Here is a 22181-nt window from a genome sequence, read left to right on the forward strand (position 1 = left end):
AACCTATATCCCCTCGTTATATCCATATTAATAAGGGAAAGTTTACCTCATGGTTCCGGTTGTAGGCGGCGGTGAAATTAGCACTGACAACACCTGTGAAGCATCCGTGGCCTTAGACTGTTTTTTTGAAGGCAGAGCGCTTAAGGAATTAAATGCTTACAAGGATGCCTTAGTCCATGACATTGCCTTGCTTGAAGCCATTCCTTTTCTAAAAACAGATTGCCCGCAACGAATGGAAAAGGAAGAAAGGCTTGCACAGATAAACACCTACATAATAGCTGTTTCAGCCATGAAAGACTGCTATGTTGCTGCAATAGACACTTGTTTAGAAAAGCCTTCTAATTTATACAGCATTCAGTTACGCCCAAAAGAACAGGATTCTTTTTCCCACCCCATAAGTCCCGCTTTCAATATTGAGCGTAAAAATGATGACTCAGGTACGCCATTATCTGCCTTATATAACGAGATGCACGCAGAGGCGCAAATGCAGACCCGCATTGATGCCATAGAGGCCTCGGGACTTCGCTATCAACAACATGGCGAGGAACACTGCTCGGCTCATTTTGATTTCACCCCGTCCCCGCCGCCAATTTCCCAAAATAATCTTCAGTCAAAGCCTGTCAACACAATGCCCGCTTGTCTCTATACATTTTTTCAGCAGATCACGGCAAGAGCAGCAGCAAACCGTCTTGATCTTCACCAACAAGCCTGTTTAAAGTTAAATGGGGAAAATATAACCCCTTGGCGTCTTGAGGATTTGTGGCGCGGTGCCCCGCCCCGCAGCGAATTAGAACAACTATTGCAGTGGGAGCAGACAAGTGAACTACAGGAAATTGTGGAGCAGCCGCCACACCCGCCATACCGGTCAGTCCCCTGAATCCCGGGCGGACGAATTCCCGCGGCGAAGACCGCGGGATCCATGTCTGGTGCCGAACAAGCTCTTCAGAGGAATCCAATGTTGCCGTAAATAGCAAAAGCAGTTAGGAACAAGTCTTTCAACTTGATCCTAAATTAGCAAAACCAATATTTCTAAATAGGCCTCGTGTGGGCCCCGCGGTCGCAGCCGCGGGGATTCGAGAGGGTCGCAGCCGCGGGGATTCGAGGGTCGCAGCCGCGGGGATTCGAGGGTCGCAGCCGCGGGGATTCGGAGGAAGGCCTATATTTCAGTCTTGTTATCTTCAGGCGATACTCTTCGTCACCAGCTCCTTCAAATCATTGGACAATTTATGCCGGGCAAGTTCCTGCAGTTGATTTTGCATCATGGATTGACGGGGTAAATTATATTGTTGCCATCGGGTAAAAGGCGTCGCCAGCCGTGCTGCGATTTGCGGGTTAATTTGATCCATTTTTAGCAGCATTTCGGTCAGGAACTCATAGCCGCGGCCATCCATTGCATGGAAATTGCGTGGATTGGCCTGGCAGAAACTGCCAATTAATGCCCTTACCTTGTTGGGGTTTTTAATGGAAAAAGCCGGATGCTGCAGCAGCTTGCGCACTTGCTGTAAGGTGTCTCTGTCTTCACAAGAGGCCTGGATAGCAAACCATTTATCCAAAACCAAATCATTATCCGCCCATTGCTCATAAAAGCGCTTGATAGCCTGTTGCTTCGCTTCGTGGTGGTGCGAATTGACTAATAAGGCGAAGCTTGAAATTTGATCGCTCATCGTGCGGGCATTGGCAAATTGCTGCTGGCAAAGGGTCAGGCTGGTTTCTTCTTCAGACTTCATCATGAACCAGAGTACGGTATTACGAAGCCGGCGGCGGCTGTAGGAGCTGGCGTTCATCGTATGGTTCTCTTTCTGCCACAGGCTTAAATATTCCGATACCAGTGACTCATACAATGCTTTGCCCAGCTGGCTGCGATAGGCATCACGTGCTGCTTCGAGCAAATCCACATCAACTTCATTGAATTGGGTGACCACTTCTTCAAAACCTGGGGGAGACAGAAGCTCGGCTTTGAGGGCTCTATCGAGTGATTTATCATTCAATACATGCTGGCAGGCATTCATTAAATCATTGGGAATCTGCCATTGGGAGGGGTCTTGTTTCAGAAAGTGTCCCAGACAGTCTACAGTCAGGCACTGGGCGGCATCCCATTTGGCGACACCGTCAGTTTCAAAGCGAAGCAATGAAAGCAATTCGCGGCGGTTCAGCTCCCTTTTTAATTTAATGGGGGCGGAGAAATCACGCAGTAAGGAGACGATGGGTTTTTCAGGAAGATTGGGAAAACGGAAAGTCTGTTCTTTTTCCTTTAATTCCAAAATTTCCTCATCGATGGCCAACTCTTTGCCATGTGAATCGAACAGCGCAATGCGGATGGGAATATGAAAGGGTTCTTTATGTTCTAATTCAGGCGTTGCCGGACAATGCTGTTTCATATGCAGGCTGAGTTCGCCATTTTGATAGGAGGTTTTTACTTCCACTTCCGGCGTTCCTGCCTGGGAATACCAGCGTTTGAACTGCGTTAAGTCAATGCCATTGGCATCTTCCATGGCGCCGACAAAATCATCGATTGTGACTGCCTGACCGTCATGTCGCTCAAAATAAAGATCCATACCCCGGCGAAAGCCTTCTTTACCCAGCAGGCTGTGTTGCATGCGGATGACTTCTGCCCCTTTATTGTAGATGGTGGCCGTATAGAAATTATTGATTTCCTGATAGGAGTCGGGACGAACCGGATGTGCCATACTGCCGGCGTCTTCGGGAAATTGTGTGGTGCGCAGCATTTTAACATCGATGATGCGATTGACGTCCCTTGAATTCATATCGCGGGAAAATTCCTGATCGCGGAAAACGGTTAACCCTTCTTTCAAGCTCAATTGGAACCAGTCGCGGCAAGTCACACGATTACCCGTCCAGTTATGAAAATACTCGTGCCCGACAACGCCTTCGACATCAGCAAAGTCCTGATCCGTGGCCGTTTCAGGTCTTGCCAGGATGTATTTCGAGTTAAAAATATTCAGTCCCTTGTTTTCCATCGCTCCCATATTAAAATCACTGACTGCCACAATCATGAAGATGGAAAGATCATATTCACGTCCATAGACTTCTTCATCCCAGGCCATCGCCTTTTTCAGGGAACTCATCGCATGCTGGCATTTGTCTTCATTACCAGGTTCAACATAGATGCGGCAATCTACTTTGTTGCCAGAGCGGGTGATAAACTCATCCTGGATATGAACCAGACGACCGGCAACCAGGGCAAAGAGATACGAGGGCTTTTTGAAGGGATCCTGCCAGACTGCCCAGTGGCGGCCATCAGGCAGATCGCCAGAGTCAATGAGGTTGCCATTAGATAATAGAACCGGGTATTTCTCTTTATCGGCTTTAATGCGTGTGGTGAAGACGGTCAGCACATCCGGGCGGTCGGGGAAAAAAGTGATACGGCGAAAACCCTCTGCCTCACACTGGGTGCAGAATAAATGATTAGACCGGTACAGCCCCGATAGCTGGGTATTATCCTGGGGGCGGATGCGGGTAACGATCGTCAATTCAAATTCATCCGGGCAATCCGGTAAAATCAAATCAGAACCCTTGAAGTAATAGGCTCCTTCATTCAAGGGAATATTATTGAGTTTGATGCTCACTAACTCCAGCTCATCCCCGTTTAAATGCAAAGCACCAAGGCCTTGCCGCTTGAGCTGCATATGGTTTTCGACCAAGGCATGATCATCGTGCAAATCAAAATCAAGATCGATTTTCTGGACTGAAAACACGGGAGGCTGGTAGTTTTTACGATAAATGGTGGTCTCAGACATAAACTTTTCTCCCTTTAAAAAATAATTTTCATTTCAATAACAGTCAGTAAGGTCATCAGCTTGATTCTTTGGGAATTTTTTATCAAAGTACCTAGTCGGCAAGCATTATTTGATCCTATACTAAATTTAGGAAGATAGTGTCTCGCTTTTACCAGCGAAATGCAAAATTAGAATGAGAAAGACTCGCGGATTTCCCGGTAGGGATCTGTAAAAGGGGATAAGTGATGAATACGCAAGATTTTTTAGCAGGTTACACCAAACGCTATGTGGACAACAAAGAAGAGGAATTCACGCTCGACGAATATCTCGAGATATGCAGTAAGGATCCCTCTGCCTATGCGAATCCGGCAGAGCGTCTGCTGATGGCTATCGGCGAGCCGGAAGTGATTGATACCCGGCATGATCCTGTGCTGTCCCGCATATTCTCCAATAAAATTATTCACCAGTATCCGGTGTTCAAGGAATTTTTCGGCATGGAAGATTCCATTGAACAAATTGTCGGATTTTTAAAACATGCAGCCCAGGGATTGGAAGAAACCAAGCAGGTGCTTTATTTACTGGGGCCAGTCGGCGGCGGTAAATCTTCATTGGCTGAAAAATTAAAAGATTTAATGCAGAAAGTTCCCATTTATGCCATCAAAGGTTCTCCGGTTCATGAGTCACCGCTTTCTTTATTTGATCCCCAGGAAGATGCCGAACTCCTCTATGAAAAATTTGGCATCCCCTCGCGCTATCTGCGCTATGTGATGTCTCCCTGGGCAGTTAAACGCCTGCACGAGTTTAACGGTGATATCAGCAAGTTCAAGGTGATTAAGGTCAAGCCTTCCCGTCTTAAGCAAATTGCCGTCGCAAAAACCGAGCCGGGTGACGAAAATAACCAGGATATCTCTTCTCTGGTCGGTAAGGTGGATATTCGTAAACTGGAAGAGTTTTCCCAGGATGATCCGGATGCTTACAGTTTCTCCGGCGGTCTGTGCCGCGCCCATCGCGGTTTGCTTGAATTCGTGGAAATGTTTAAGGCGCCCATTAAAGTGCTGCACCCCTTACTGACGGCAACACAGGAAGGAAACTATAATGCGACCGAAGGGCTTTCCGCCATTCCCTTTGAGGGAATTATTCTGGCCCACTCCAACGAGTCCGAGTGGCAAACCTTCCGCAATAACAAGAACAATGAAGCGTTTATTGACCGTATCAATATTGTTAAGGTTCCTTATTGCTTACGTGTTTCCGAAGAAAAGCGCATTTACCAGAAATTACTGGATAACAGCTCGCTGACCGAAGCACCCTGTGCACCCGGCACACTGGATATGCTGGCCCAGTTTTCAGTATTGACCCGCCTGAAAGAGCCGCAGAACTCAAGCATTTACTCCAAGATGCGTGTGTACAACGGTGAAAGCCTGAAGGATACCGACCCCAAAGCAAAATCCTACCAGGAGTATCGCGATTTTGCCGGGGTTGATGAAGGCATGAGCGGTATTTCAACCCGTTTTGCATTTAAGATTTTGTCCAAGGTATTCAATTTTGATCATAGCGAGGTCGCGGCTAACCCCGTTCATTTACTGTACATTCTGGAACGGCAAATCGAGCAGGAGCAATTCCCACAGGAAGCGCATGAAAAATATTTAACCTTTATCAAAGAACATCTGACGCCAAAATATGTTGAGTTTATCGGCAAGGAAATTCAAACGGCTTACCTGGAATCCTACTCAGAATATGGTCAAAACATATTCGACCGTTACATAACCTATGCTGATTTCTGGATTCAGGATCAGGATTATCGCGACCCCGATACCGGTGAAATCTTTGATCGAAGCTCTTTAAATATGGAACTGGAGAAAATTGAAAAACCGGCTGGAATTTCCAACCCTAAAGATTTTCGTAATGAAGTGGTGAATTTTGTATTAAGGGCCAGAGCCAATAATCATGGTAAAAATCCAGTCTGGAATAGCTATGAAAAATTGAAAACGGTTATCGAAAAGAAAATGTTTACCAATACCGAAGATTTACTGCCGGTCATATCCTTTAATGCCAAAGCGTCTGAAGACGACAAGAAAAAGCATGAAGAGTTTATCGCGCGTATGGTTGATAAGGGCTATACCCGTAAACAGGTGCGTCTGTTGTGCGAATGGTATTTACGCGTAAGGAAGTCGCAGTAAGCGGCTCTATGGTGAGGATAGTTAATGCTTGGAAACTGGTATTTTGAATAGGATGAGCGTATGTCGCAATTAATTGATCGACGACAGAATGCCGGCAAAAAGAGCACAGTAAATCGCCAGCGCTTTCTGAGACGTTATAAAAATCAAATTAAACGGGCTGTCTCTGATGCTGTGGGTAAGCGCAGCATCACTGAGATTGATCAGGGCGAAATGATTAGCATCCCGGCAAAGGATATCTCTGAGCCGCAGTTTCACCGCGGCAGGGGAGGGCGTGTAGAACGAGTACTGCCGGGGAACGATCAATTCATTACTGGCGATCGTATTCGCCGTCCGGATGGCGGAGGAAGCGGCGGAAGCGGCAGCCAGGCCAGCGATAGCGGTGAGGGTGAAGACGAGTTTGTCTTCCAATTATCGCGTGAGGAGTTCCTGGATCTCTATTTTGAAGATCTCGAACTTCCTGATCTGGTAAAAAAAGAACTGGCGCAAATGACCACCTACAAGACTGTGCGCGCTGGTTTCACCAACAGCGGTATCCCGACTAATATTAACGTCGTTCGTTCCATGCGGCAGGCGACTGGCCGCCGTATGGCTTTGGGTGGCTCCCATAAAAAACGCTTGCGGGAGCTGGAAGCAGAACTGGAGCGTCTGCAGGCTAATCCGGATGCTGAGAAGCTGGAAATATTGAAGCTGCAGCGGGACATAGAGTTTCTGCGCAAGAAACTAAAGGCCGTACCGTTTATTGATACGATCGATCTGCGTTATAACAACCGGATCAAAATTCCCGCTCCCTCAACTCAGGCAGTCATGTTCTGTGTGATGGACGTGTCTGGCTCGATGGATGAGGCGAAAAAAGATATTGCCAAACGTTTTTTCATTCTTCTGTATCTGTTTCTGACAAAAAATTATGAAAAAATTGAATTGGTTTTCATCCGCCATCATACATCGGCGAAAGAAGTCAATGAGGAAGAATTCTTTTATTCCCGGGAAACCGGAGGCACGGTAGTTTCCAGCGCGCTGGAATTACTCAGCACCATCATCGAGGCACGCTATCCAGTGTCTGCCTGGAATATTTACGTAGCCCAGGCCTCAGACGGAGACAATTGGAACGCAGATTCCCCTTACTGCCAGGAACTATTGCAGGAAAAAATCATGCCCTTGCTGCAATATTTTGCCTATATTGAAATTATGCCGCGCCATCATCAGAGTTTATGGGAGGTTTATCAGAAAGTGCATGATCAGTATCCCAATTTTGCAATGGAAAATATTGATAATGTTGCCGATATTTATCCGGTGTTCCGAGAACTTTTTAAAAGGAAGACAGCATGAAGAAAGAGCCGCTGTCGAAAGGTGCTGAGTGGACCTTCGAGTTGATTCAGAGCTATGATCGCGAAATAGGCAGGCTGGCAAAAGATTTTAGATTGGACACCTACCCCAATCAAATCGAAGTCATTACGGCTGAACAGATGATGGATGCTTATGCCTCGGTGGGAATGCCTATCGGCTACCATCACTGGTCTTTTGGAAAACATTTTGTCGGTGTTGAAAAAAGCTATAAACGCGGACAAATGGGTTTGGCCTATGAGTTAGTGATTAATTCCAACCCCTGTATTGCTTATCTGATGGAAGAAAATACTATGGCCATGCAGGCGCTGGTAATTGCTCACGCCTGCTATGGTCACAACTCTTTTTTCAAAAACAATTATCTGTTCAAGATGTGGACTTCTGCAGATGCCATTATCGACTATCTGGTGTTTGCGCGTAATTATATTAGCGAATGCGAAGAACGCTATGGGATCGATGAAGTGGAGGCAATCCTAGATGCCTGCCATGCCTTAATGAACTATGGTGTCGATCGTTACAAGCATCCGGCTATTTTATCAGTGCAGGAAGAAAAAATTCGTCAACAGAACCGGGAAATTTATCTGCAATCCCAGGTTAATGAGCTTTGGCGTACTATACCGCAAAGCAAGCGCGTGGATGGCAATGGGCAAAAGCAGCGCTTTCCAGAAGAGCCGCAGGAAAATATTCTTTATTTCATTGAGAAAAATGCACCGCTTCTAAAATCCTGGCAGCGGGAAATCGTAAGGATTGTAAGAAAGATTGCCCAATATTTTTACCCTCAGGGGCAAACGAAGGTAATGAATGAAGGCTGGGCCTGCTTTTGGCACTATACATTGATTAATGCCTTATATGACGAAGGTCTGGTGACCGATGAGTTTATGCTGGAAATCCTGCAAAGCCATACCAATGTGATTATGCAGCCTTCCTTTAACAGCCCCTATTTCAGCGGTATCAATCCCTATACCTTGGGATACAACATGATGCAGGATATTAAACGGATTTGCCAGAATCCCACTAGGGAGGATAAACAGTGGTTTCCCTACCTGGCCAATACCGATTGGCTGAGCAGCCTTGATACGGCTATGCGTAATTATAAGGACGAAAGTTTTATTGCCCAGTATCTTTCGCCTCAGCTGATTCGCGATCAGAAGCTTTTCCACATAGTTGACGATGACAGACAGCCGGACTTGCTGGTTGGAGCCATTCATGACGAGCAGGGCTATCAGCTAATTCGCGAGGCATTATCCCGCCAATACAACCTGGGATTTCTGGAGCCAGACATTCAGGTGTATTCTGTGGATGTGGAAGGGAATCGAAGCCTTACCTTGCGTTACATGCAGCAGAACCGTTCGCCTTTGGGAGAAAATACCCAGGAAGTTTTGAAGCATCTGTATACCTTGTGGAAATTCCCAGTTCTCCTGCAAACGGTGGATATTCAAGGGGAAGTCATTGCCGAATATCATTGCCCGCCTGTAAACAAGGGAAATAAAACACATCATTAAACGGTCAATCCCACGGCGAAAGCCCACCCGAACCCCCGGGGCTTCGATCACCCGAATCCGCGTGTACAACCGATCACCCGAATCCCCGCTGTACAACCGACTATCCGAATCGCCGCGGCTGCGACCGCGGGGCCCATGCCTGTTGAAGTAGTATAGTCCTCAGACAAGTTTTAATGTTGCCAAAAAATAGGGTTTAACAGGTAGTCATAAACAAGTGTTCTTAACCTTAAATTGGCTTCGTGTGGGCCCCGCGGTCGCAGCCGCGGGGATTCGGATGGTCGCAGCCGCGGGGATTCGGATGGTCGCAGCCGCGGGGATTCGGGTGATCGGTTGTACACGCGGATTCGGATGGTCGTAGCCGCGGGGATTCGGATGGTCGGTGCCCCGGGATTCGGGGGTTGCCACGCTGGGATTCTGTGCTTTTCCGCAGATTCAAAGTCTTGACCGGTGGAATTTGACCAGCATGCATTAAGCATTGTGGTATATTGTACATTTACTAACCTGATAGGGGGCATCATGCAGTTCATTTTATATTTGGGATTGTTTTTAGTAACAACGGCTTATATATATTGGCGAATCACGGCTTCCCCTTTAACAATGCCAAACCCAGTCTCTTACCTCAAATTAGTGACAACACTGGTGAGCGAAAAAGTAAAATCAATTTATACCCAGGAATTGAATAACGAGAAGATTCAGGAAAGTTTTATGGCCTTAACCGTCGATTTGAGCAAAAAATCACTACAGGCTAACCATCATGGTATCAGTTTTTTTCCTTTACCTGATTTAACACGCGTCTATGTGGTCTCAAAGCCGAGCTTGATTGAGCAGATATACAATAAGCGGGAATTGGCTGGGAAATATGGTCAGGCGCCCTTGTTTAACCGCCTCTCCTCTATTCTGGGGCCGAACAATCTCATGTCCTCTGTCTCGCCAAGCCGGGCTGAGCTACGGGCGGCAATCTTGTTGCGTAATGAAGAGATGCGCCATAGAAAAAATGCGGAAAACCGCTACGAGCTGGAAGAGTTAATTGAAGAATTTTTTGAGTCACAAAGTGCTGATATTAATCCCAATAAAAAAACCTTGGGCCAAGTGATGGACGCCTTGTCCCGGCGCGTCCTGCTGTATACTTATTTCGGTAAAAAAAGTACGGAGGTCTTCGAAAGGCTTTACCAATCTGAGCTGACCCGTGAGTTGATGGGAAGTTTATTTAATATCGAACCCATATCCCAGAAAGAAAAACTGCGATTAGCCAATTTGAGGCAACGAATTTTCGATTTTGCCTATACGCTTTTGCAGCAGGACAATTTAAAAGAGGAGCTTTGCGCTTCTTATAGCTGGCTTAATCGATTGATTTGCATACATGTCCTGGGCAATGAAGATCTGCACGAGGCCTTGAGAAGCCGGGGAATCGTCCCTCACATGGCTCTCTCTGGAGAGCAATGCGAGGAGCTGGTCCAATTCGCAAAATCCCGGGGAGATGCCTGCCCTCTTTCCAGGGTAATCACTGATGCGGTCAATGAAAGCCTGTTTATTCCGCTGCTAGGCTTTGATGCCACAGCAACACTGTTAGTATCCTCCTTAAAGCTTAGCCTGCAGGATCCAAGAATTTATAAATTAGTGAAGCAGGAGCTTGAAGAGCAAGTTGCTGGCAATTCCTACAACTTCAATCATTCTGCCTGGGATTCCAGTAAAGAGAAACCCTCCTATATAGAGGCGGTTATTTTGGAAGCCTCGCGCGTTTTGCCGCCTGCCCCGGTTATTCCTGAGGTCGTTTTGGAAGCCATGGAGCTAGAGAATGATGGCCAATTAATTACCCTGCCGGCGGGTTCCCTGTTATTAATGCCGCTTGAAACCATTCATAAGGACAGCGCCAACTTTCCTGACATCCATTTGTCTGCTGAAGGAGAGTCTGTCTTTGGAAAAAAACTAGTCACTGCGAATGACATTTTTCCAGAGCGCTGGCTTCCTGTGGACCGCCAGAATAATCCCTATAATGCTAACTGGTTAAGTGAAATCAAAGGCGTGAATCCAGTAAGATTGGAAAAAGAGAAGCGATTGCTAACGTTTAAAACCGGCAAAAACCGTTGCCCTGGGCTGCGGCTTGCACTCAGCGAAGCAATGTTAGTGTTTAAGATGTTGGCTAAATTTGATTTTCAAATTGCGGAGGAAGGGGGCTTGGCCTTCCCGTTTGTTTATTCCAAGCCTTTACAAAGGTTCGGAGGTAAGGGGGTGTTGGCCGTTAGGAAACTGGTAAAACCTGAATCGGTTGCCGAGACGCTTGTGGTTGAGAAGCCAAACCCGCGAGTAGAATTGCCTGCTAATTTCAATGAAGAAAAGGAAATTGCCAAGGTTAGCAGGCTTCATCCCTGACTATGCCTTGCGAACAACGTGAAGCAGTCCTGCCTTCGGTGCCTCATTCCACAGCGCCGATATTGCTTTGCCAAGGCTCGCAATGACGGTCGAACGTCATTGCGAACGTAGTGAAGCAGATCATGTATTAATCGCTTGCCAACTCAATCGCAAAGGCTAAGCCTAATTTGGCAAAATTAACCATATGTTCTGGTGTCAGGCGATCCATGGTATCCCCGGCAGTATGAATTTTTTGGTTATGGTGTTCGAAATCCGTTTCACAAGGAAATGCTGCCGGAATTCCTGCTTCAGTCCAGGACGCATGATCGCTGCAACCATATCCACATTCTGATTCGCCAACTGGTACACCGATATAAGTCTTGATTAACTCAGACAGATAATCAGTCAGCATATCATTGGTGTAGTCGCGGAAGACCCACATGGTTGGATCATTTCGGTCATTGCGAAAACCCGTCATATCAAACTGGACGGCAGCAAGAACCGGAATTTTCTCATTCTGGAAATGCTCAACCACGTATTGGGAGCCTACCAGCCCACGCTCTTCAGCGGCATACCATATGATATAGATTGGACGGTTAAATTCCTGGTGGGAGTTAAGTAGCACACGTGCGATCTCCATGACGCTGGAAGAACCGCTGCCATCATCACCAGCGCCTGGCATGCGGCCATCAAGCGTGTCCATATGGGCGCCGATTACAATACCAGGAGAGCGGCTTTCTTTATTCATTACCGTAACCAGAGACGGTTGCTTATACCAGGGGCCGGTTTTAACAAAATAAGCATCGACATCAGTCCGGCCTGCTTCTTTAGCCATGTTCAGAAATTGGGACTTAAGCCATTTGGCGGCCTGAACACCGGTCGTTTTTGTCGCTGAGCGATTCTCATATTCGGTCAAATGTTTCAAGGTCTTCAGTATATTTTCGGATTTGACCTGATCCAGGGCCTCAACCACTGCTGACTGGTGTTTAACTTTGAACCCGCTCTTTAGCAGGCTGCTGGATTTTACTGCTGGTTTTGCCAGCAAATGATGCGCTGCATCTGCTTTTTGTTCAGCTGTTTTACCTGCCAGTTGTCCCGTTACGTTGACAAAGTGTCCGCAACGTAATTCATCAGCCAGCAACGTAATATTTTGCAGTTGGTCTGATGGGAGATCTATAATTTTGAACTGGTTATCTTCAGCAAGCACCTTAAACTGTGAAGGCATTTTGGCTGCAAGACATTGCGGCACCTGTATCTGCTCCATATGCGCCTGGCTTTGGGCCGCCAGGGGATTGGCTATCAGCATTAATCCAGTGGAAATAAAAGTCATCCATTGATTCAAACGCATCATTACTCCTTAATTGATAAATGGCTTTAATTCTTCATAAAGCGAGTTGTCTGTGATCGTGAAAAAATCCTGTTATCAACGAAAAACGCTTTATGATGCATACAGATAGTACATGATGACTTCAGGATTGTAATCCTAAATTTTTTTAGAGCGCCGCATAAACCACATTGATTGATCAATATGCAAATAAAATCAGCATATTGTATTGGGTTATGGCTTATTGGTTGTCCTTTATAAAGAACAATGTGTGTCAATTTTGCTCGTTTTCTTATTGATAATCATTTTCATTTGTTATAAAGTTGCAATTTCTTTGGATAGCCTCGGGCAAATAATGAAATCAAAAAAAATTCCCTATTATCTACTCCTTCTTCTTCTCACTATTGGAGCCAGCTTAATCCTCGGTTTCCTGAGTTTTGGAGGCATGTTTGCCCTTTGGCCCATTCTGCCCTTAGCCTTCAGCGCCTTTTTTCTTTCTGTTGCCTATGAATATGAAATTTATGTGCAAAACATCACCGGCGCTTTGGACAAATTGGGATTTAAGCGCGACTTCCTGAAACGGCATCTGGCTAAAGAATTTTTGCTTAATAATTTTCCTAAAGATCAAGAACTGGCCGACGGACCAGAATTTTTCCGTGATTACCAAAGAATGCTGCAACGTTTGCACCAATTTGGTCATGATCCTTTGGACAAGGCAAGCCGTCTTAAAAAGAAAAAGATCGAGAAAAAACTTAGCGATATGGAAAAGTGGTTTGCTGAGCAACTTTTTGCCAAAGAGGACGTGGAAGCGGATGATTTAACTCCCTACCAGCGTGAACTTCGAGCCTGGCTGAAAAACAAAGGCCAGGATGAGGTACAGGCTTTATTTGAAAAACGCCGAACCTTATATAAACTGGCCGGCGCATTCAGTATTCTGGCAGGTCTCTTCATGGGCGCCGGTACTACCTATCTTCTGGTTGGGGAATTTGCGGCTATTCCGGTGCTGGCATCCATCCCTTTTTCGGTATTACCGGCTTTCATCATTCCCATGGCTGTTATAGCGGGTGCCGCTTATGGTTTTTTAACCTATAACACCGTCACTGACATGATTAACAACGAGACTTTACGTCACTGGTATGAAAAAATCCGTGAAAATTTAGCCAAAGGCGTTACCCTGCGTAGCCTTTTTCTGGCAGTTAGTTCGCTATTATTGGTCGGCCTGGCGGTGGCGTTAACCATTTGTACTGCCGGCACCTGGTGGACAGTGGTCAAGAATTCGCGTCCTTTGTTCGCCTGGATGGGCAAGATCCCCACCTTCGTCATGGGAATTATCAATCCAGTCATCACCGGATTATCGGCTCTCTTTTTTAATCTCGAGAATACGAGCGAGACCTTTGCATCCCTGGAAAAAGCGGTTAATAGTAAAACCTCTCTTTTCTCAGAGCTTAAAAAAGACTTCCAAAAAGGCTGGGCCGAGCTTCGCGCCCGTGAAAACTGGCTGCAGATTTTAAATCCATGGCGTCTAATCATTAAACTAACGCTGACCCCTTTGCGGTTAATCCTCTTTTTAGGGCATTTAATCAGCATTGGAGTGACTTCTGATAGAGTACCCGGTATTCCGGAAATCGCGTCAGCAATTTTTGGGATTATTAGCGAAGGGTTTGAGGATTGGCATTATTTCTTTCCCGATAGCCATGATCATCACCATAAGAAATTCAAATTATCCCATGCCTTAGAGGAGCGTTTAGGCTCTGAAAGGGAGCATAGCCATGACAATGATGCACCTACCGCTATTTTGAAATTCCTGTTTACCCCCCTTTATCTTCTGGCAATGCTTTGGGATTATGCTGCAAGCCGTTTGAATAATCCCTTAAGTGAAGACCAGCCAAAAGATATTTTAAGTTTTAAACAAGCCTGGCACAAGCAAAGAGGCCAAATGGCCGAAGCGTCTGTCGAATTACAGGAAGCTCCCGAGCAGGTTTCTGAAGATTGGGAAATCGAGCATACCCTTTATAAGGTTGAGAACTTTCAGAAAAAACATTTATCTTCTGCTTTCATTAATTCAAAGACAATAAAAGAGAAAAACGACGGCTTGAATGCATTCCAGGAGGAACTGCGTCAATTTGCCAAACAGAAAAAAACAGCTGGTGAAGAGACCCCAAATTTGAATCTTAAAGCCAAAATTGAAGAAGAAGCCGGCAAAGGTTTCTACAACCGCCATCGCTTCTTTGATAACGGCGACACGGTGACTAAAAGCTTCCTGGAAGAATTGCCTGAAACGGTTTGCTCGGCCAGGGCCGCTTAATCCTGCTTGCTTCCCGCTTGTGAGAATGGTAGAAGGTAGTTTTAGATTTTAGAATTGAGGCAGTTATGACAATTAAATCGGATCGATGGATCACCAGAATGGCGTTGGAGCACGGGATGATTTCCCCGTTTGAAGCCGAACAGGTGCGTGATGCCGGCGATGGGCGCATCATTTCTTTCGGTGTATCCAGCTATGGTTATGATGTGCGTTGTGCGAATGAGTTCAAGATATTTACCAATATCAATTCAGCCATTGTGGATCCCAAGGCCTTTGATGCCAACAGTTTTGTGGATGTGAAGTCTGATGTCTGCATTATCCCGCCAAATTCCTTTGCATTGGCAAGGACGGTAGAATATTTCCGCATTCCCCGCAATGTGCTGACAATCTGCCTGGGCAAATCAACCTATGCCCGTTGTGGAATCATAGTAAATGTAACACCGCTTGAACCCGAATGGGAAGGGCATGTGACGCTGGAGTTTTCCAATACCACCCCCTTGCCTGCAAAAATCTATGCTAATGAAGGGGTTGCGCAAATGGTCTTCCTGGAGTCTGATGAGATTTGTGCTGTCTCTTATCGCGATCGTCGCGGGAAATATCAGGGACAGACAGGCGTAACATTGCCGAGAACCTGAGCAGTGCCTGTTGCTTTGATTTAAGGCAAGCATTCAATCAATAGTCGACACATCCCCTGAGCTGTGCTTGTTAAGTTGCAGCTCCGGGATTATTCGTCGTCACCCTCATTTTGCAAAGGGATACTTTCTCTGGAGCTGTCTACCCGTTCGCGTAATTCTTTACCCGGTTTGAAATGAGGGCTATATTTCGCCTCGGTGATCACTTTTTCACCGGTTTTCGGATTGTGGGCATTTCTGGGCGGGCGGTAATGCAATGAGAAACTGCCGAAGCCCCTGATTTCGATCCGTTGGCCGTCAATCAGGGCGTCACTCATTAATTCCAGAATCCGATTGATACCATCACTAACTTGCTTTTCTGGCAAGTGAGTCATTTTTGCAGCTAGGTTTGCTATGAGTTGCGATTTAATCATACCTACCTCGGTTGGCCGCGTTACAGGACGCTCTTGCCAGAACTCCAGCCAAGAGCTTAAGTACTGCTTATATTAATCAGTATAGACTCGCAAAAAAATTATTCAATCTTATCAATTAACTGTAACAAGATTTTAGAGGTCTGCCTATAGTTTAAAAAGATAAGTTATGTAGCCTACATGCTTGCAGCCTGCTTCTGTTGGATAAAAACACTGACCTCGCCCCAGTTCATTTGCACTTTGACAGTGCGCAACAGGGTAAACAGGGGGGATTGCAGCGGTTTGCTGGTACTAAGCACCAGGCTTTGCGCCGCAATACTTTCCAATAAATGACTCAATCGTTCCCACCGTTCGCCAAAGAAAGCAGTGGCATTGATATACACCAGGGTCGCATCTGAGAAATCAGCCGTAAAAATATCCTTGTTCTCAAAATGAATAGAGGCTATCTGCTTGTTATAAGCGGGGGTTTGTTCCAGTTTCCGCTGCTGTTGTAAAGCACAGTTATGAAGGCTTTCAAATAATTCAATCCCACAGCTCTTCTTCACCGGAAATACCATGGCTGAGGCGATGACTGCTTTACCAGTGCCGCTGCCCAAATCATAAAAGCAGGTTTGCGGGCCGGGGTCGCAGAGAGAAAGCAGGGCAATGAGCGATTGAAATTCAATTTCCCCATAAACATACTCGGGCGAATCATTGTCGGCGCGAGCCTGTTTAGAGAGATGAAAACCACTGACTGATTGATACAGTTGATTAAATACCTTTTCATGAGCGTCGAGATTCAAGCTGCTTCGCCATTTTCGAAGTAACCATTGTTTCCGCCACTTTTTAATATTAACCATTAAAAAGGGTATCAGTGCAAGGCCCAGTAGACTCCACATTCATTAGCTCTTATTAATGGGTGCATGGTTAAGTATCTTGTTTTTTTCCTGATGTGACAAACTGGGCCAGGCTTTTAGTAAGACTTTACCGGCTTCACGCTCATTTCTGGCCTGTTGATGCATTTCCCAGGGCAGTTCATTGCTAATATAAAGTCCGATAAACAGTGTGGTCATAAAAGTCACTATTAAAGCCATGCTCACTGAACGCCACTGAAAAGAACGCAGGAGGCCTGTGCTTTTTTGAATAGCCCGGGTGGCTACTTTTTCAACCTGCATGCAGCTTTCATTGGCTATTCGTTTAAAATACTGTGCATCGTAGTCCGCCAGTTGCTGATCAATTTTAGCAATTGACTGCTGGGTATGCTGTTCAATTAACCCCAGCTGCTTATGGAATCCCTTGTTAAATTCACGCAGCTGGCCTGCTATTTCGGCCAGCATTTGCTGACTGGCTTTTTCAAGCATGCCCAAATGCTTTTCGCCCTGTTTCAACGTTTGTTCTGCGTTCAGCCGAAAACGGGCAAGGCCTGCCTGGGTAAGGACTTCATGGAGCGACTCCAGTTCCTGATGCAGATTCTGTAATTTCTGTTCGATTTGTTGATGCTGTCTTTGTGCCTGCTCTTCAATTTCTTGCCGCCAGGCAATCATTTTTGTTTCGGCCAGTTCAAAATAGGCAATAAATTCCCCTGTATGTCTTAATAATTCTTTTAGCTTGGCTATTTCCTGGTCTCGCATTGGTTCCATAGACCCTCCTGGTTGTCAGAACTAACGCCTGCTAATATAGAAAACATGTGCATTACAAAGGTTATCCATGTTAAGAAACTTTGCGATTGGCAGCGTTTTATTTATTGTTCTGGGAATGTTTTTTATCTTTTTATTTCAAAGAAAACTAATTTATTTTCCAGCAAGACTAATGCCAAGTCCTGCCAATTTCCATGCGCAGGATATGCAAATAGTGTCACTGCGCACAAAGGATAGACTGGTATTGCAATCCTGGTACAAGTCGGCAGCGCCTGGACAGCCAACCGTACTGTTTCTGCACGGCAATGGCGGCCATATTGGGATGCGCATGCCGATGGCCCGGCAATGGATCAAGAAAGGATATGGCGTATTGCTCCTGGAGTATCGAGGCTATTCGGGTAATCCTGGATCGCCTTCTGAGAAAGGTTTTTATCAGGATGCCGAGGCGGCAAGGGAGTTTTTAAGTCAGCAGGGAGTGTCCAATAAGCATTTGGTTATTTATGGAGAATCCCTGGGGGCAGGCGTTGCAACGTATTTGTCGATAAAAAACCCGGCTTGCGCCCTGATTTTGCAAAGCCCGTTTACGTCCTTAACTGCCGTGGCCCGGTATCATTACCCGCTGATAGTGATCCCTCCCTGGGATAAATATGATTCGCTATCCAGGATTCGGCAAATTAAAAGCCCTTTACTGGTTCTTCACGGCGATCAGGACCGGATAGTACCCTACCTTCAGGGGGTTGAATTGTATGAATCAGCCAATCAGCCCAAGGAGTTTGTGCGTGTTTTAAACAGAGGGCATAATAATCTTTGGCAACAAGCATTTTATCAGAGGGTCATTCAATTTATTGAGGAGCACTGCAGCGTGAAGCCGCCTTAGAATTGTCGAAACCTAAAAGGCCATGCCTCATTAAACGGTCGTTTTTTGAGACGTGACAAGCCCATTCGATTCCAACAATAATTCCATTGTGGAAGCCATTGTCTCTATGAGACACGGCTTAAAAATGCGCGTTTAGCAGAGGGCATTCAAAACCCGAAGCAATTACAATTTCTCAAAGACTTAGGCGGTGATGAAGGCCAGATTTTTTATTTAATCAGGCACTTCCAGCAGAAGAAATAGCAAAATTATTTGCCTGATTTTATATCATAAAATCTATTGTTTTTACAATCAAAAATAAATAAGCTAAAATGAACCCCTTTTTAAGCAACAAGGTTAGCTAATGTTTCTCGTAAAAAAAGCCCGTCAGCTTTTTAAATTCACGCCTTCAAATCCATTTGATAATATAGATTCAGCGAGCCTTTATACCACATTATCACAAAGCGAATCGCCCCAGGAACAAGCCATTTATTCTTTTTTTACACGTAATAATACTATTGCCCGTTCATTGCAGGAAAAATTACTGTTTCTCTGGATTCAAAATCCTTCAAGATTAACCAATACAAATTGCAGTAAATTCTATGAGATTTTAAAGCACTCACTAAGCAATTTATCCACTAGTCCTCGCTATAAAATGCGTGCTGGATGGTTAATGGCTATTTTATCCAATACACTTTCTGAAGAGTTTAAAAACACGGTAGCTTCTCTTAACCAGGACTCTTTTATTCCTGGTTTCGCTGATTTCTACCCCACCGCGAAAGTGTTAGAGTTCTTGCAGACTATGCGAGTGAGCGATGAGAATCCATCAGGGTTGATTACGAATTACTATTTCGTTTGTGCAGCCCATCTTAAAGCCGAGGATATTGAGGAAATTTTACCCGTATACCTGGGAGATTTTAGAAAAAACCAGCCCACTGTTGATCTTAACGATCAGCTTTTTCCACTATTGGCTTTTCTTGAATGCATGAGTGAAGAACAATGTCTTAAAGTATTTAATCAGGTCGCAAAAAACATACAAATCGAACCCCTATCCTTCATAAAAGAAATCCTGACTCGATTTCTAGCGCAAGTCAGCGCTAATTTGGCCACCCAAATTAAAAACCAGATCACAGATGACTTTGTGAAAAGAAACTCTCCTGAGCATCAAGGCGCCATTAAGGAGAAATATTACTGTATCTATGATCTGCATAATTTCATGGATACTCTCATGAAGCAAACTCATCAAGAGAAAATAGCCCAGTTTGCTACACCAGCCAAGGAAAATGAATTATCGCGCCTCATTGATCATTTATTTGAAAATCTCCAATCGTATCCGAAAACATTAGCAGACTATGAAGGGGCTTTTAAAATCTTAATGCAACTCGTGTTTAGCAATGATCAAGCCAGACTAATCATTAAAGAGAAAATTGATCTGAGCTATTACGCTCAAAAATGCAATATCTATTGTCGTTTTCAGCAGCAGTTAAGGGCGGCCTGCATCTTGAAAACCTGCCTTCCAAACGCCCTTCAGGCCTGTCAGGAATCAGTAGATGCGGAAACCATGATGGCTGAAGCAATCGCATTGATTTAAGTTAGTTAGATTTAAAATAATTAGCAGAACCGATCCATTACATGTCTCACACTGATTTATAACTTACCAATCTTAGACCTTAGAGAAAAAATGAAAAAGTTTGAACGAATTAACAACAACACTGCAGAATCATCGAATAGTACGCAAAAAATACTAATAGAATTAACTCGATGTAACTATTATCCTACTTGCGTAGAAGGAGGCTCTCAATTCCCTAAGACACAAGAAGAAAATTTTGAAAGTAATCAAGATCCTAATGTTTTACTTCCTGATTTCTATCGTTTAGCTTTAGAAAAAGACCATGCTCAATTGCAGTCAATCTTTCAAGATCTATTTGAGGACTATGCTAATAAGGAAAAGCACCAAGCAATGCGAGAAAAAGGCAATACTGCAATTATTGCTTTAGCTAAAGAAGCAAAAGTTGATGCAGTAAATTTGCTCCTATCCTACCATTACCTTAGCCCATCTGCTGCTGCATATGGCTATTCCTTTAGTAAACATGGCTACTTTTCGAATATTAAAAATATTGAAAAACTGTTAGATACCATCAGAAAATCTTCTTATATTAGTCAAAAAGCAGAAATGTCAGCTTTAAATGAAACCAGTGAGGCAGCGATAAAAGGTTTTCTCGAGAATGGATACTTTGAAAATGTTGAATCAGCAGAGTCTGCCATGAACTGCATGGATGACCCGCTTTTGTTGCAAAAATTTTCAGAAAAAATGTGCGATTTAAATTTAAATAGAAATTGTATTTTGGATATGTAGTTACAGCTTAAACCGTTGCTTAGATGTTCATGAATCCATTAACACTACTACCAGTTCAGGCAAATTAGTGTTTCATATTTTTGGTGCTCTGGCTGAGTTTGAGCGAAACCTTATTCGTGAGGGTACGCAAGCAGGGCAGACTTCTGCCCGCACTCGTGCTCGATTAGGGGGGACGAAGATCTTAAATGCAAAAAAACAGGCATAGCCAAAAAAATGTATGCTGAACGAGAATTTACGGTGGATCAAAGCGAGCTTTATTTCTCCCTACTTTCCAATGGCTTCCATAACTTTATTGACATCTTCTTCAATAATTTTATTAATTACTGAAATTTGATCAGAATAACCAACCGATTCAACAACCAAGTCAGCGATTTCCTCGTAAAATGCATCTCGTTCGTGATGTTGTTTTTCTAAAAAGCTTTTCATATCATCTACTGGAAGCGATGGAGTCCGGCCATTTTTCATACGGCCAAGTTGGGTTGGTATGGATACTTTCAAATAAACAACAAATTCTGTGGACAATAATTTTCGGCATTGCTCGCTTGAGACAATACACTCCTCCAATAAAACGACTACATTTTCTTTTCCGGCACAATGGGAAATGATGTCTGCTTGGCACCGATTAAATGCTGCTTCCCCTTGCTCTCCCAAAATATCTTTTGTAAGTCGTCCAATATAGCGTTCAATACTTGGATTTGCATCAACGAGTTGCCATCCTAATTTATTAGCCAAAGCTTCAGTAAATATAAACTTACCAGCCCCCATATGCCCTACTATGAAGATGCGCTTTATCATTTGTTAATAATCCTCTTAGCCGGAAATGTCAAAAACTCTTAAAGCAAACCACCAATACCATGTCTTTCTACAATATTGAGTAATTTAAGTATTGCGCCATGGGCATGCCGCTTCCCTTGCTCTAAGCCACGAATCATTGCAGGGCTAACATTAAGATATTTAGCAAATACAGATTGGCTTAATTTTTGTTTTTTCCGTAACTGTTGTATTTCCTCACCGGTAAATTCATGTAAAACAGGTAAATCTTGATCGGTAAGATTTCTTAATGTTTTTTTATCAATAATTTCAGCTTTGTAAAGACCTTGTGCAAGATCATTAATTGTATCTTGTATATTAGACATTTTTATTTACCTCAAACAGTTCCCCTAAAGTAATTAACTTATTTATTTGTTCATTATCAAGCCCAAGCATGATATCAGCCAATTGCTTCAACTTTTTAAGCTCGGAAGTTGTCACATTTCCTTTATTATTCTTAGAGAATAAATGTAACCAGTAAATGCCATTATCCTTCTTAAAAGCTAATATACTTCTTGAGCCTCCGCTTTTACCTCGCCCTTCATTGGTTGCAACTCTTAATTTATAGAGCCCAGCTCCTAATGAATATTTTAATTGCTCATCTCTGCTTAACTTAAAAAAACCATCTAAAGTATTGATAAGAACTTCATCCTTTAATCCAATTTTATTTGCTTCATTAGTAAATTTTTTTATTTTTAAGTGCTTCATGAATGCATGCCAAATTATAATACCATGTATTATAGTACATAGTACTATATATTTCCAAAGGTCA

At 44.3% G+C, this 22181-nt stretch carries 18 protein-coding genes and 1 pseudogene; 11 read left to right on the forward strand and 8 right to left on the reverse strand.

The features are described from left to right. The first annotated feature begins 49 nt into the window (after nt 1-49). Entirely contained in the window at nt 50-877 is an 828-nt protein-coding gene (locus tag DYH42_RS00975; protein ID WP_058523069.1) for a hypothetical protein, read from the forward strand. Nucleotides 878-1178: 301 nt separating this feature from the next. Here DYH42_RS00975 and pepN read toward each other — a convergent pair whose 3' ends face one another. Next, complete coding sequence (gene pepN, locus DYH42_RS00980) at nt 1179-3758, reverse strand: aminopeptidase N (protein ID WP_058523068.1); 2580 nt, start codon at nt 3756-3758, stop codon at nt 1179-1181. Between the two features lie 224 nt (nt 3759-3982). Between pepN and DYH42_RS00985 the strand changes: the two genes are divergently transcribed. The 4 genes from DYH42_RS00985 (at nt 3983) to DYH42_RS01000 (ending at nt 11127) form a co-directional block, all read left to right on the forward strand. After that, a complete protein-coding gene (locus DYH42_RS00985; RefSeq protein ID WP_058523067.1) occupies nt 3983-5914 on the forward strand; it encodes a PrkA family serine protein kinase in 1932 nt (643 codons plus the stop codon). Nucleotides 5915-5974: 60 nt separating this feature from the next. Further along, the gene (locus DYH42_RS00990) at nt 5975-7240 is read left to right on the forward strand and encodes a YeaH/YhbH family protein (RefSeq protein ID WP_058523066.1); all 1266 of its coding nucleotides are present in this window, start codon (nt 5975-5977) and stop codon (nt 7238-7240) included. Next, on the forward strand, nt 7237-8757 hold the full coding sequence (locus DYH42_RS00995) for a SpoVR family protein (protein WP_058523065.1): 1521 nt from the start codon (nt 7237-7239) through the stop codon (nt 8755-8757). Before DYH42_RS00990 ends, DYH42_RS00995 begins: the two co-directional genes overlap by 4 nt. A gap of 516 nt (nt 8758-9273) precedes the next feature. Further along, nucleotides 9274-11127, forward strand: coding sequence for a cytochrome P450 (locus DYH42_RS01000; protein ID WP_058523064.1), 1854 nt, complete (start codon nt 9274-9276; stop codon nt 11125-11127). A 127-nt stretch (nt 11128-11254) separates the two neighbouring features. On the opposite strand, the gene lapA is transcribed toward DYH42_RS01000, so the two are convergent. After that, the gene (gene lapA, locus DYH42_RS01005) at nt 11255-12454 is read right to left on the reverse strand and encodes an aminopeptidase LapA (RefSeq protein WP_058523063.1); all 1200 of its coding nucleotides are present in this window, start codon (nt 12452-12454) and stop codon (nt 11255-11257) included. A gap of 331 nt (nt 12455-12785) precedes the next feature. Between lapA and DYH42_RS01010 the strand changes: the two genes are divergently transcribed. Together DYH42_RS01010 and dcd are read left to right on the forward strand one after the other, a co-directional pair. Beyond that, complete coding sequence (locus DYH42_RS01010) at nt 12786-14735, forward strand: hypothetical protein (protein WP_058523095.1); 1950 nt, start codon at nt 12786-12788, stop codon at nt 14733-14735. 65 nt (nt 14736-14800) lie between these two features. Further along, the gene (gene dcd / locus DYH42_RS01015) at nt 14801-15367 is read left to right on the forward strand and encodes a dCTP deaminase (protein WP_058523062.1); all 567 of its coding nucleotides are present in this window, start codon (nt 14801-14803) and stop codon (nt 15365-15367) included. Between the two features lie 89 nt (nt 15368-15456). Here dcd and DYH42_RS01020 read toward each other — a convergent pair whose 3' ends face one another. The 3 genes from DYH42_RS01020 to DYH42_RS01030 all read right to left on the reverse strand — a co-directional run bounded on the left by DYH42_RS01020 (nt 15457) and on the right by DYH42_RS01030 (nt 17393). Then, nucleotides 15457-15825, reverse strand: coding sequence for an integration host factor subunit beta (locus DYH42_RS01020; protein WP_272946866.1), 369 nt, complete (start codon nt 15823-15825; stop codon nt 15457-15459). A gap of 125 nt (nt 15826-15950) precedes the next feature. Then, on the reverse strand, nt 15951-16652 hold the full coding sequence (locus tag DYH42_RS01025) for a class I SAM-dependent methyltransferase (protein ID WP_058523060.1): 702 nt from the start codon (nt 16650-16652) through the stop codon (nt 15951-15953). Between the two features lie 3 nt (nt 16653-16655). After that, the gene (locus tag DYH42_RS01030) at nt 16656-17393 is read right to left on the reverse strand and encodes a hypothetical protein (RefSeq protein WP_058523059.1); all 738 of its coding nucleotides are present in this window, start codon (nt 17391-17393) and stop codon (nt 16656-16658) included. A 67-nt stretch (nt 17394-17460) separates the two neighbouring features. Between DYH42_RS01030 and DYH42_RS01035 the strand changes: the two genes are divergently transcribed. The 4 genes and pseudogenes from DYH42_RS01035 to DYH42_RS01050 all read left to right on the forward strand — a co-directional run. Beyond that, entirely contained in the window at nt 17461-18267 is an 807-nt protein-coding gene (locus DYH42_RS01035) for an alpha/beta hydrolase (protein WP_058523058.1), read from the forward strand. A gap of 340 nt (nt 18268-18607) precedes the next feature. Further along, a complete protein-coding gene (locus DYH42_RS01040) occupies nt 18608-19834 on the forward strand; it encodes a hypothetical protein (RefSeq protein WP_058523057.1) in 1227 nt (408 codons plus the stop codon). Between the two features lie 90 nt (nt 19835-19924). Beyond that, nucleotides 19925-20599 carry a hypothetical protein gene (locus DYH42_RS01045; protein ID WP_058523056.1) on the forward strand — a complete coding sequence of 225 codons (675 nt, stop codon included), beginning with the start codon at nt 19925-19927 and terminating at the stop codon, nt 20597-20599. A gap of 25 nt (nt 20600-20624) precedes the next feature. Next, nucleotides 20625-20771, forward strand: a pseudogene (locus DYH42_RS01050) (recombinase family protein); the annotation flags it as partial. A gap of 92 nt (nt 20772-20863) precedes the next feature. Here DYH42_RS01050 and DYH42_RS01055 read toward each other — a convergent pair. The 3 genes from DYH42_RS01055 to DYH42_RS01065 are packed head-to-tail and all read right to left on the reverse strand — an operon-like array spanning nt 20864 to nt 22117. Beyond that, nucleotides 20864-21394 carry a shikimate kinase gene (locus tag DYH42_RS01055; protein WP_058523055.1) on the reverse strand — a complete coding sequence of 177 codons (531 nt, stop codon included), beginning with the start codon at nt 21392-21394 and terminating at the stop codon, nt 20864-20866. A gap of 38 nt (nt 21395-21432) precedes the next feature. Beyond that, nucleotides 21433-21735, reverse strand: a complete 303-nt coding sequence (locus DYH42_RS01060) for a helix-turn-helix domain-containing protein (protein ID WP_045105560.1) — start codon at nt 21733-21735, stop codon at nt 21433-21435. Continuing rightward, nucleotides 21728-22117, reverse strand: a complete 390-nt coding sequence (locus tag DYH42_RS01065; RefSeq protein WP_058523054.1) for a type II toxin-antitoxin system RelE/ParE family toxin — start codon at nt 22115-22117, stop codon at nt 21728-21730. Before DYH42_RS01065 ends, DYH42_RS01060 begins: the two co-directional genes overlap by 8 nt. Between the last annotated feature and the right edge of the window lie 64 nt (nt 22118-22181).

Source organism: Legionella birminghamensis (genome assembly GCF_900452515.1).
In the GTDB taxonomy this organism is placed as follows: Bacteria; Pseudomonadota; Gammaproteobacteria; order Legionellales; family Legionellaceae; genus Legionella_C; species Legionella_C birminghamensis.

What these genes read in the sequence shown, in the direction of transcription:
- lapA (WP_058523063.1), bottom strand. Translation starts at nt 12,454, where the DNA reads ATGCGTTTGAATCAATGGATGACTTTTATTTCCACTGGATTAATGCTG.
- DYH42_RS00985 (WP_058523067.1), top strand. Translation starts at nt 3,983, where the DNA reads ATGAATACGCAAGATTTTTTAGCAGGTTACACCAAACGCTATGTGGAC.
- DYH42_RS01055 (WP_058523055.1), bottom strand. Translation starts at nt 21,394, where the DNA reads ATGATAAAGCGCATCTTCATAGTAGGGCATATGGGGGCTGGTAAGTTT.
- DYH42_RS01035 (WP_058523058.1), top strand. Translation starts at nt 17,461, where the DNA reads ATGTTAAGAAACTTTGCGATTGGCAGCGTTTTATTTATTGTTCTGGGA.
- DYH42_RS01000 (WP_058523064.1), top strand. Translation starts at nt 9,274, where the DNA reads ATGCAGTTCATTTTATATTTGGGATTGTTTTTAGTAACAACGGCTTAT.
- DYH42_RS00990 (WP_058523066.1), top strand. Translation starts at nt 5,975, where the DNA reads ATGTCGCAATTAATTGATCGACGACAGAATGCCGGCAAAAAGAGCACA.
- DYH42_RS01045 (WP_058523056.1), top strand. Translation starts at nt 19,925, where the DNA reads ATGAAAAAGTTTGAACGAATTAACAACAACACTGCAGAATCATCGAAT.
- pepN (WP_058523068.1), bottom strand. Translation starts at nt 3,758, where the DNA reads ATGTCTGAGACCACCATTTATCGTAAAAACTACCAGCCTCCCGTGTTT.
- dcd (WP_058523062.1), top strand. Translation starts at nt 14,801, where the DNA reads ATGACAATTAAATCGGATCGATGGATCACCAGAATGGCGTTGGAGCAC.
- DYH42_RS01025 (WP_058523060.1), bottom strand. Translation starts at nt 16,652, where the DNA reads ATGTGGAGTCTACTGGGCCTTGCACTGATACCCTTTTTAATGGTTAAT.
- DYH42_RS00975 (WP_058523069.1), top strand. Translation starts at nt 50, where the DNA reads ATGGTTCCGGTTGTAGGCGGCGGTGAAATTAGCACTGACAACACCTGT.
- DYH42_RS01040 (WP_058523057.1), top strand. Translation starts at nt 18,608, where the DNA reads ATGTTTCTCGTAAAAAAAGCCCGTCAGCTTTTTAAATTCACGCCTTCA.
- DYH42_RS01065 (WP_058523054.1), bottom strand. Translation starts at nt 22,117, where the DNA reads ATGAAGCACTTAAAAATAAAAAAATTTACTAATGAAGCAAATAAAATT.
- DYH42_RS01010 (WP_058523095.1), top strand. Translation starts at nt 12,786, where the DNA reads ATGAAATCAAAAAAAATTCCCTATTATCTACTCCTTCTTCTTCTCACT.
- DYH42_RS00995 (WP_058523065.1), top strand. Translation starts at nt 7,237, where the DNA reads ATGAAGAAAGAGCCGCTGTCGAAAGGTGCTGAGTGGACCTTCGAGTTG.
- DYH42_RS01060 (WP_045105560.1), bottom strand. Translation starts at nt 21,735, where the DNA reads ATGTCTAATATACAAGATACAATTAATGATCTTGCACAAGGTCTTTAC.
- DYH42_RS01030 (WP_058523059.1), bottom strand. Translation starts at nt 17,393, where the DNA reads ATGGAACCAATGCGAGACCAGGAAATAGCCAAGCTAAAAGAATTATTA.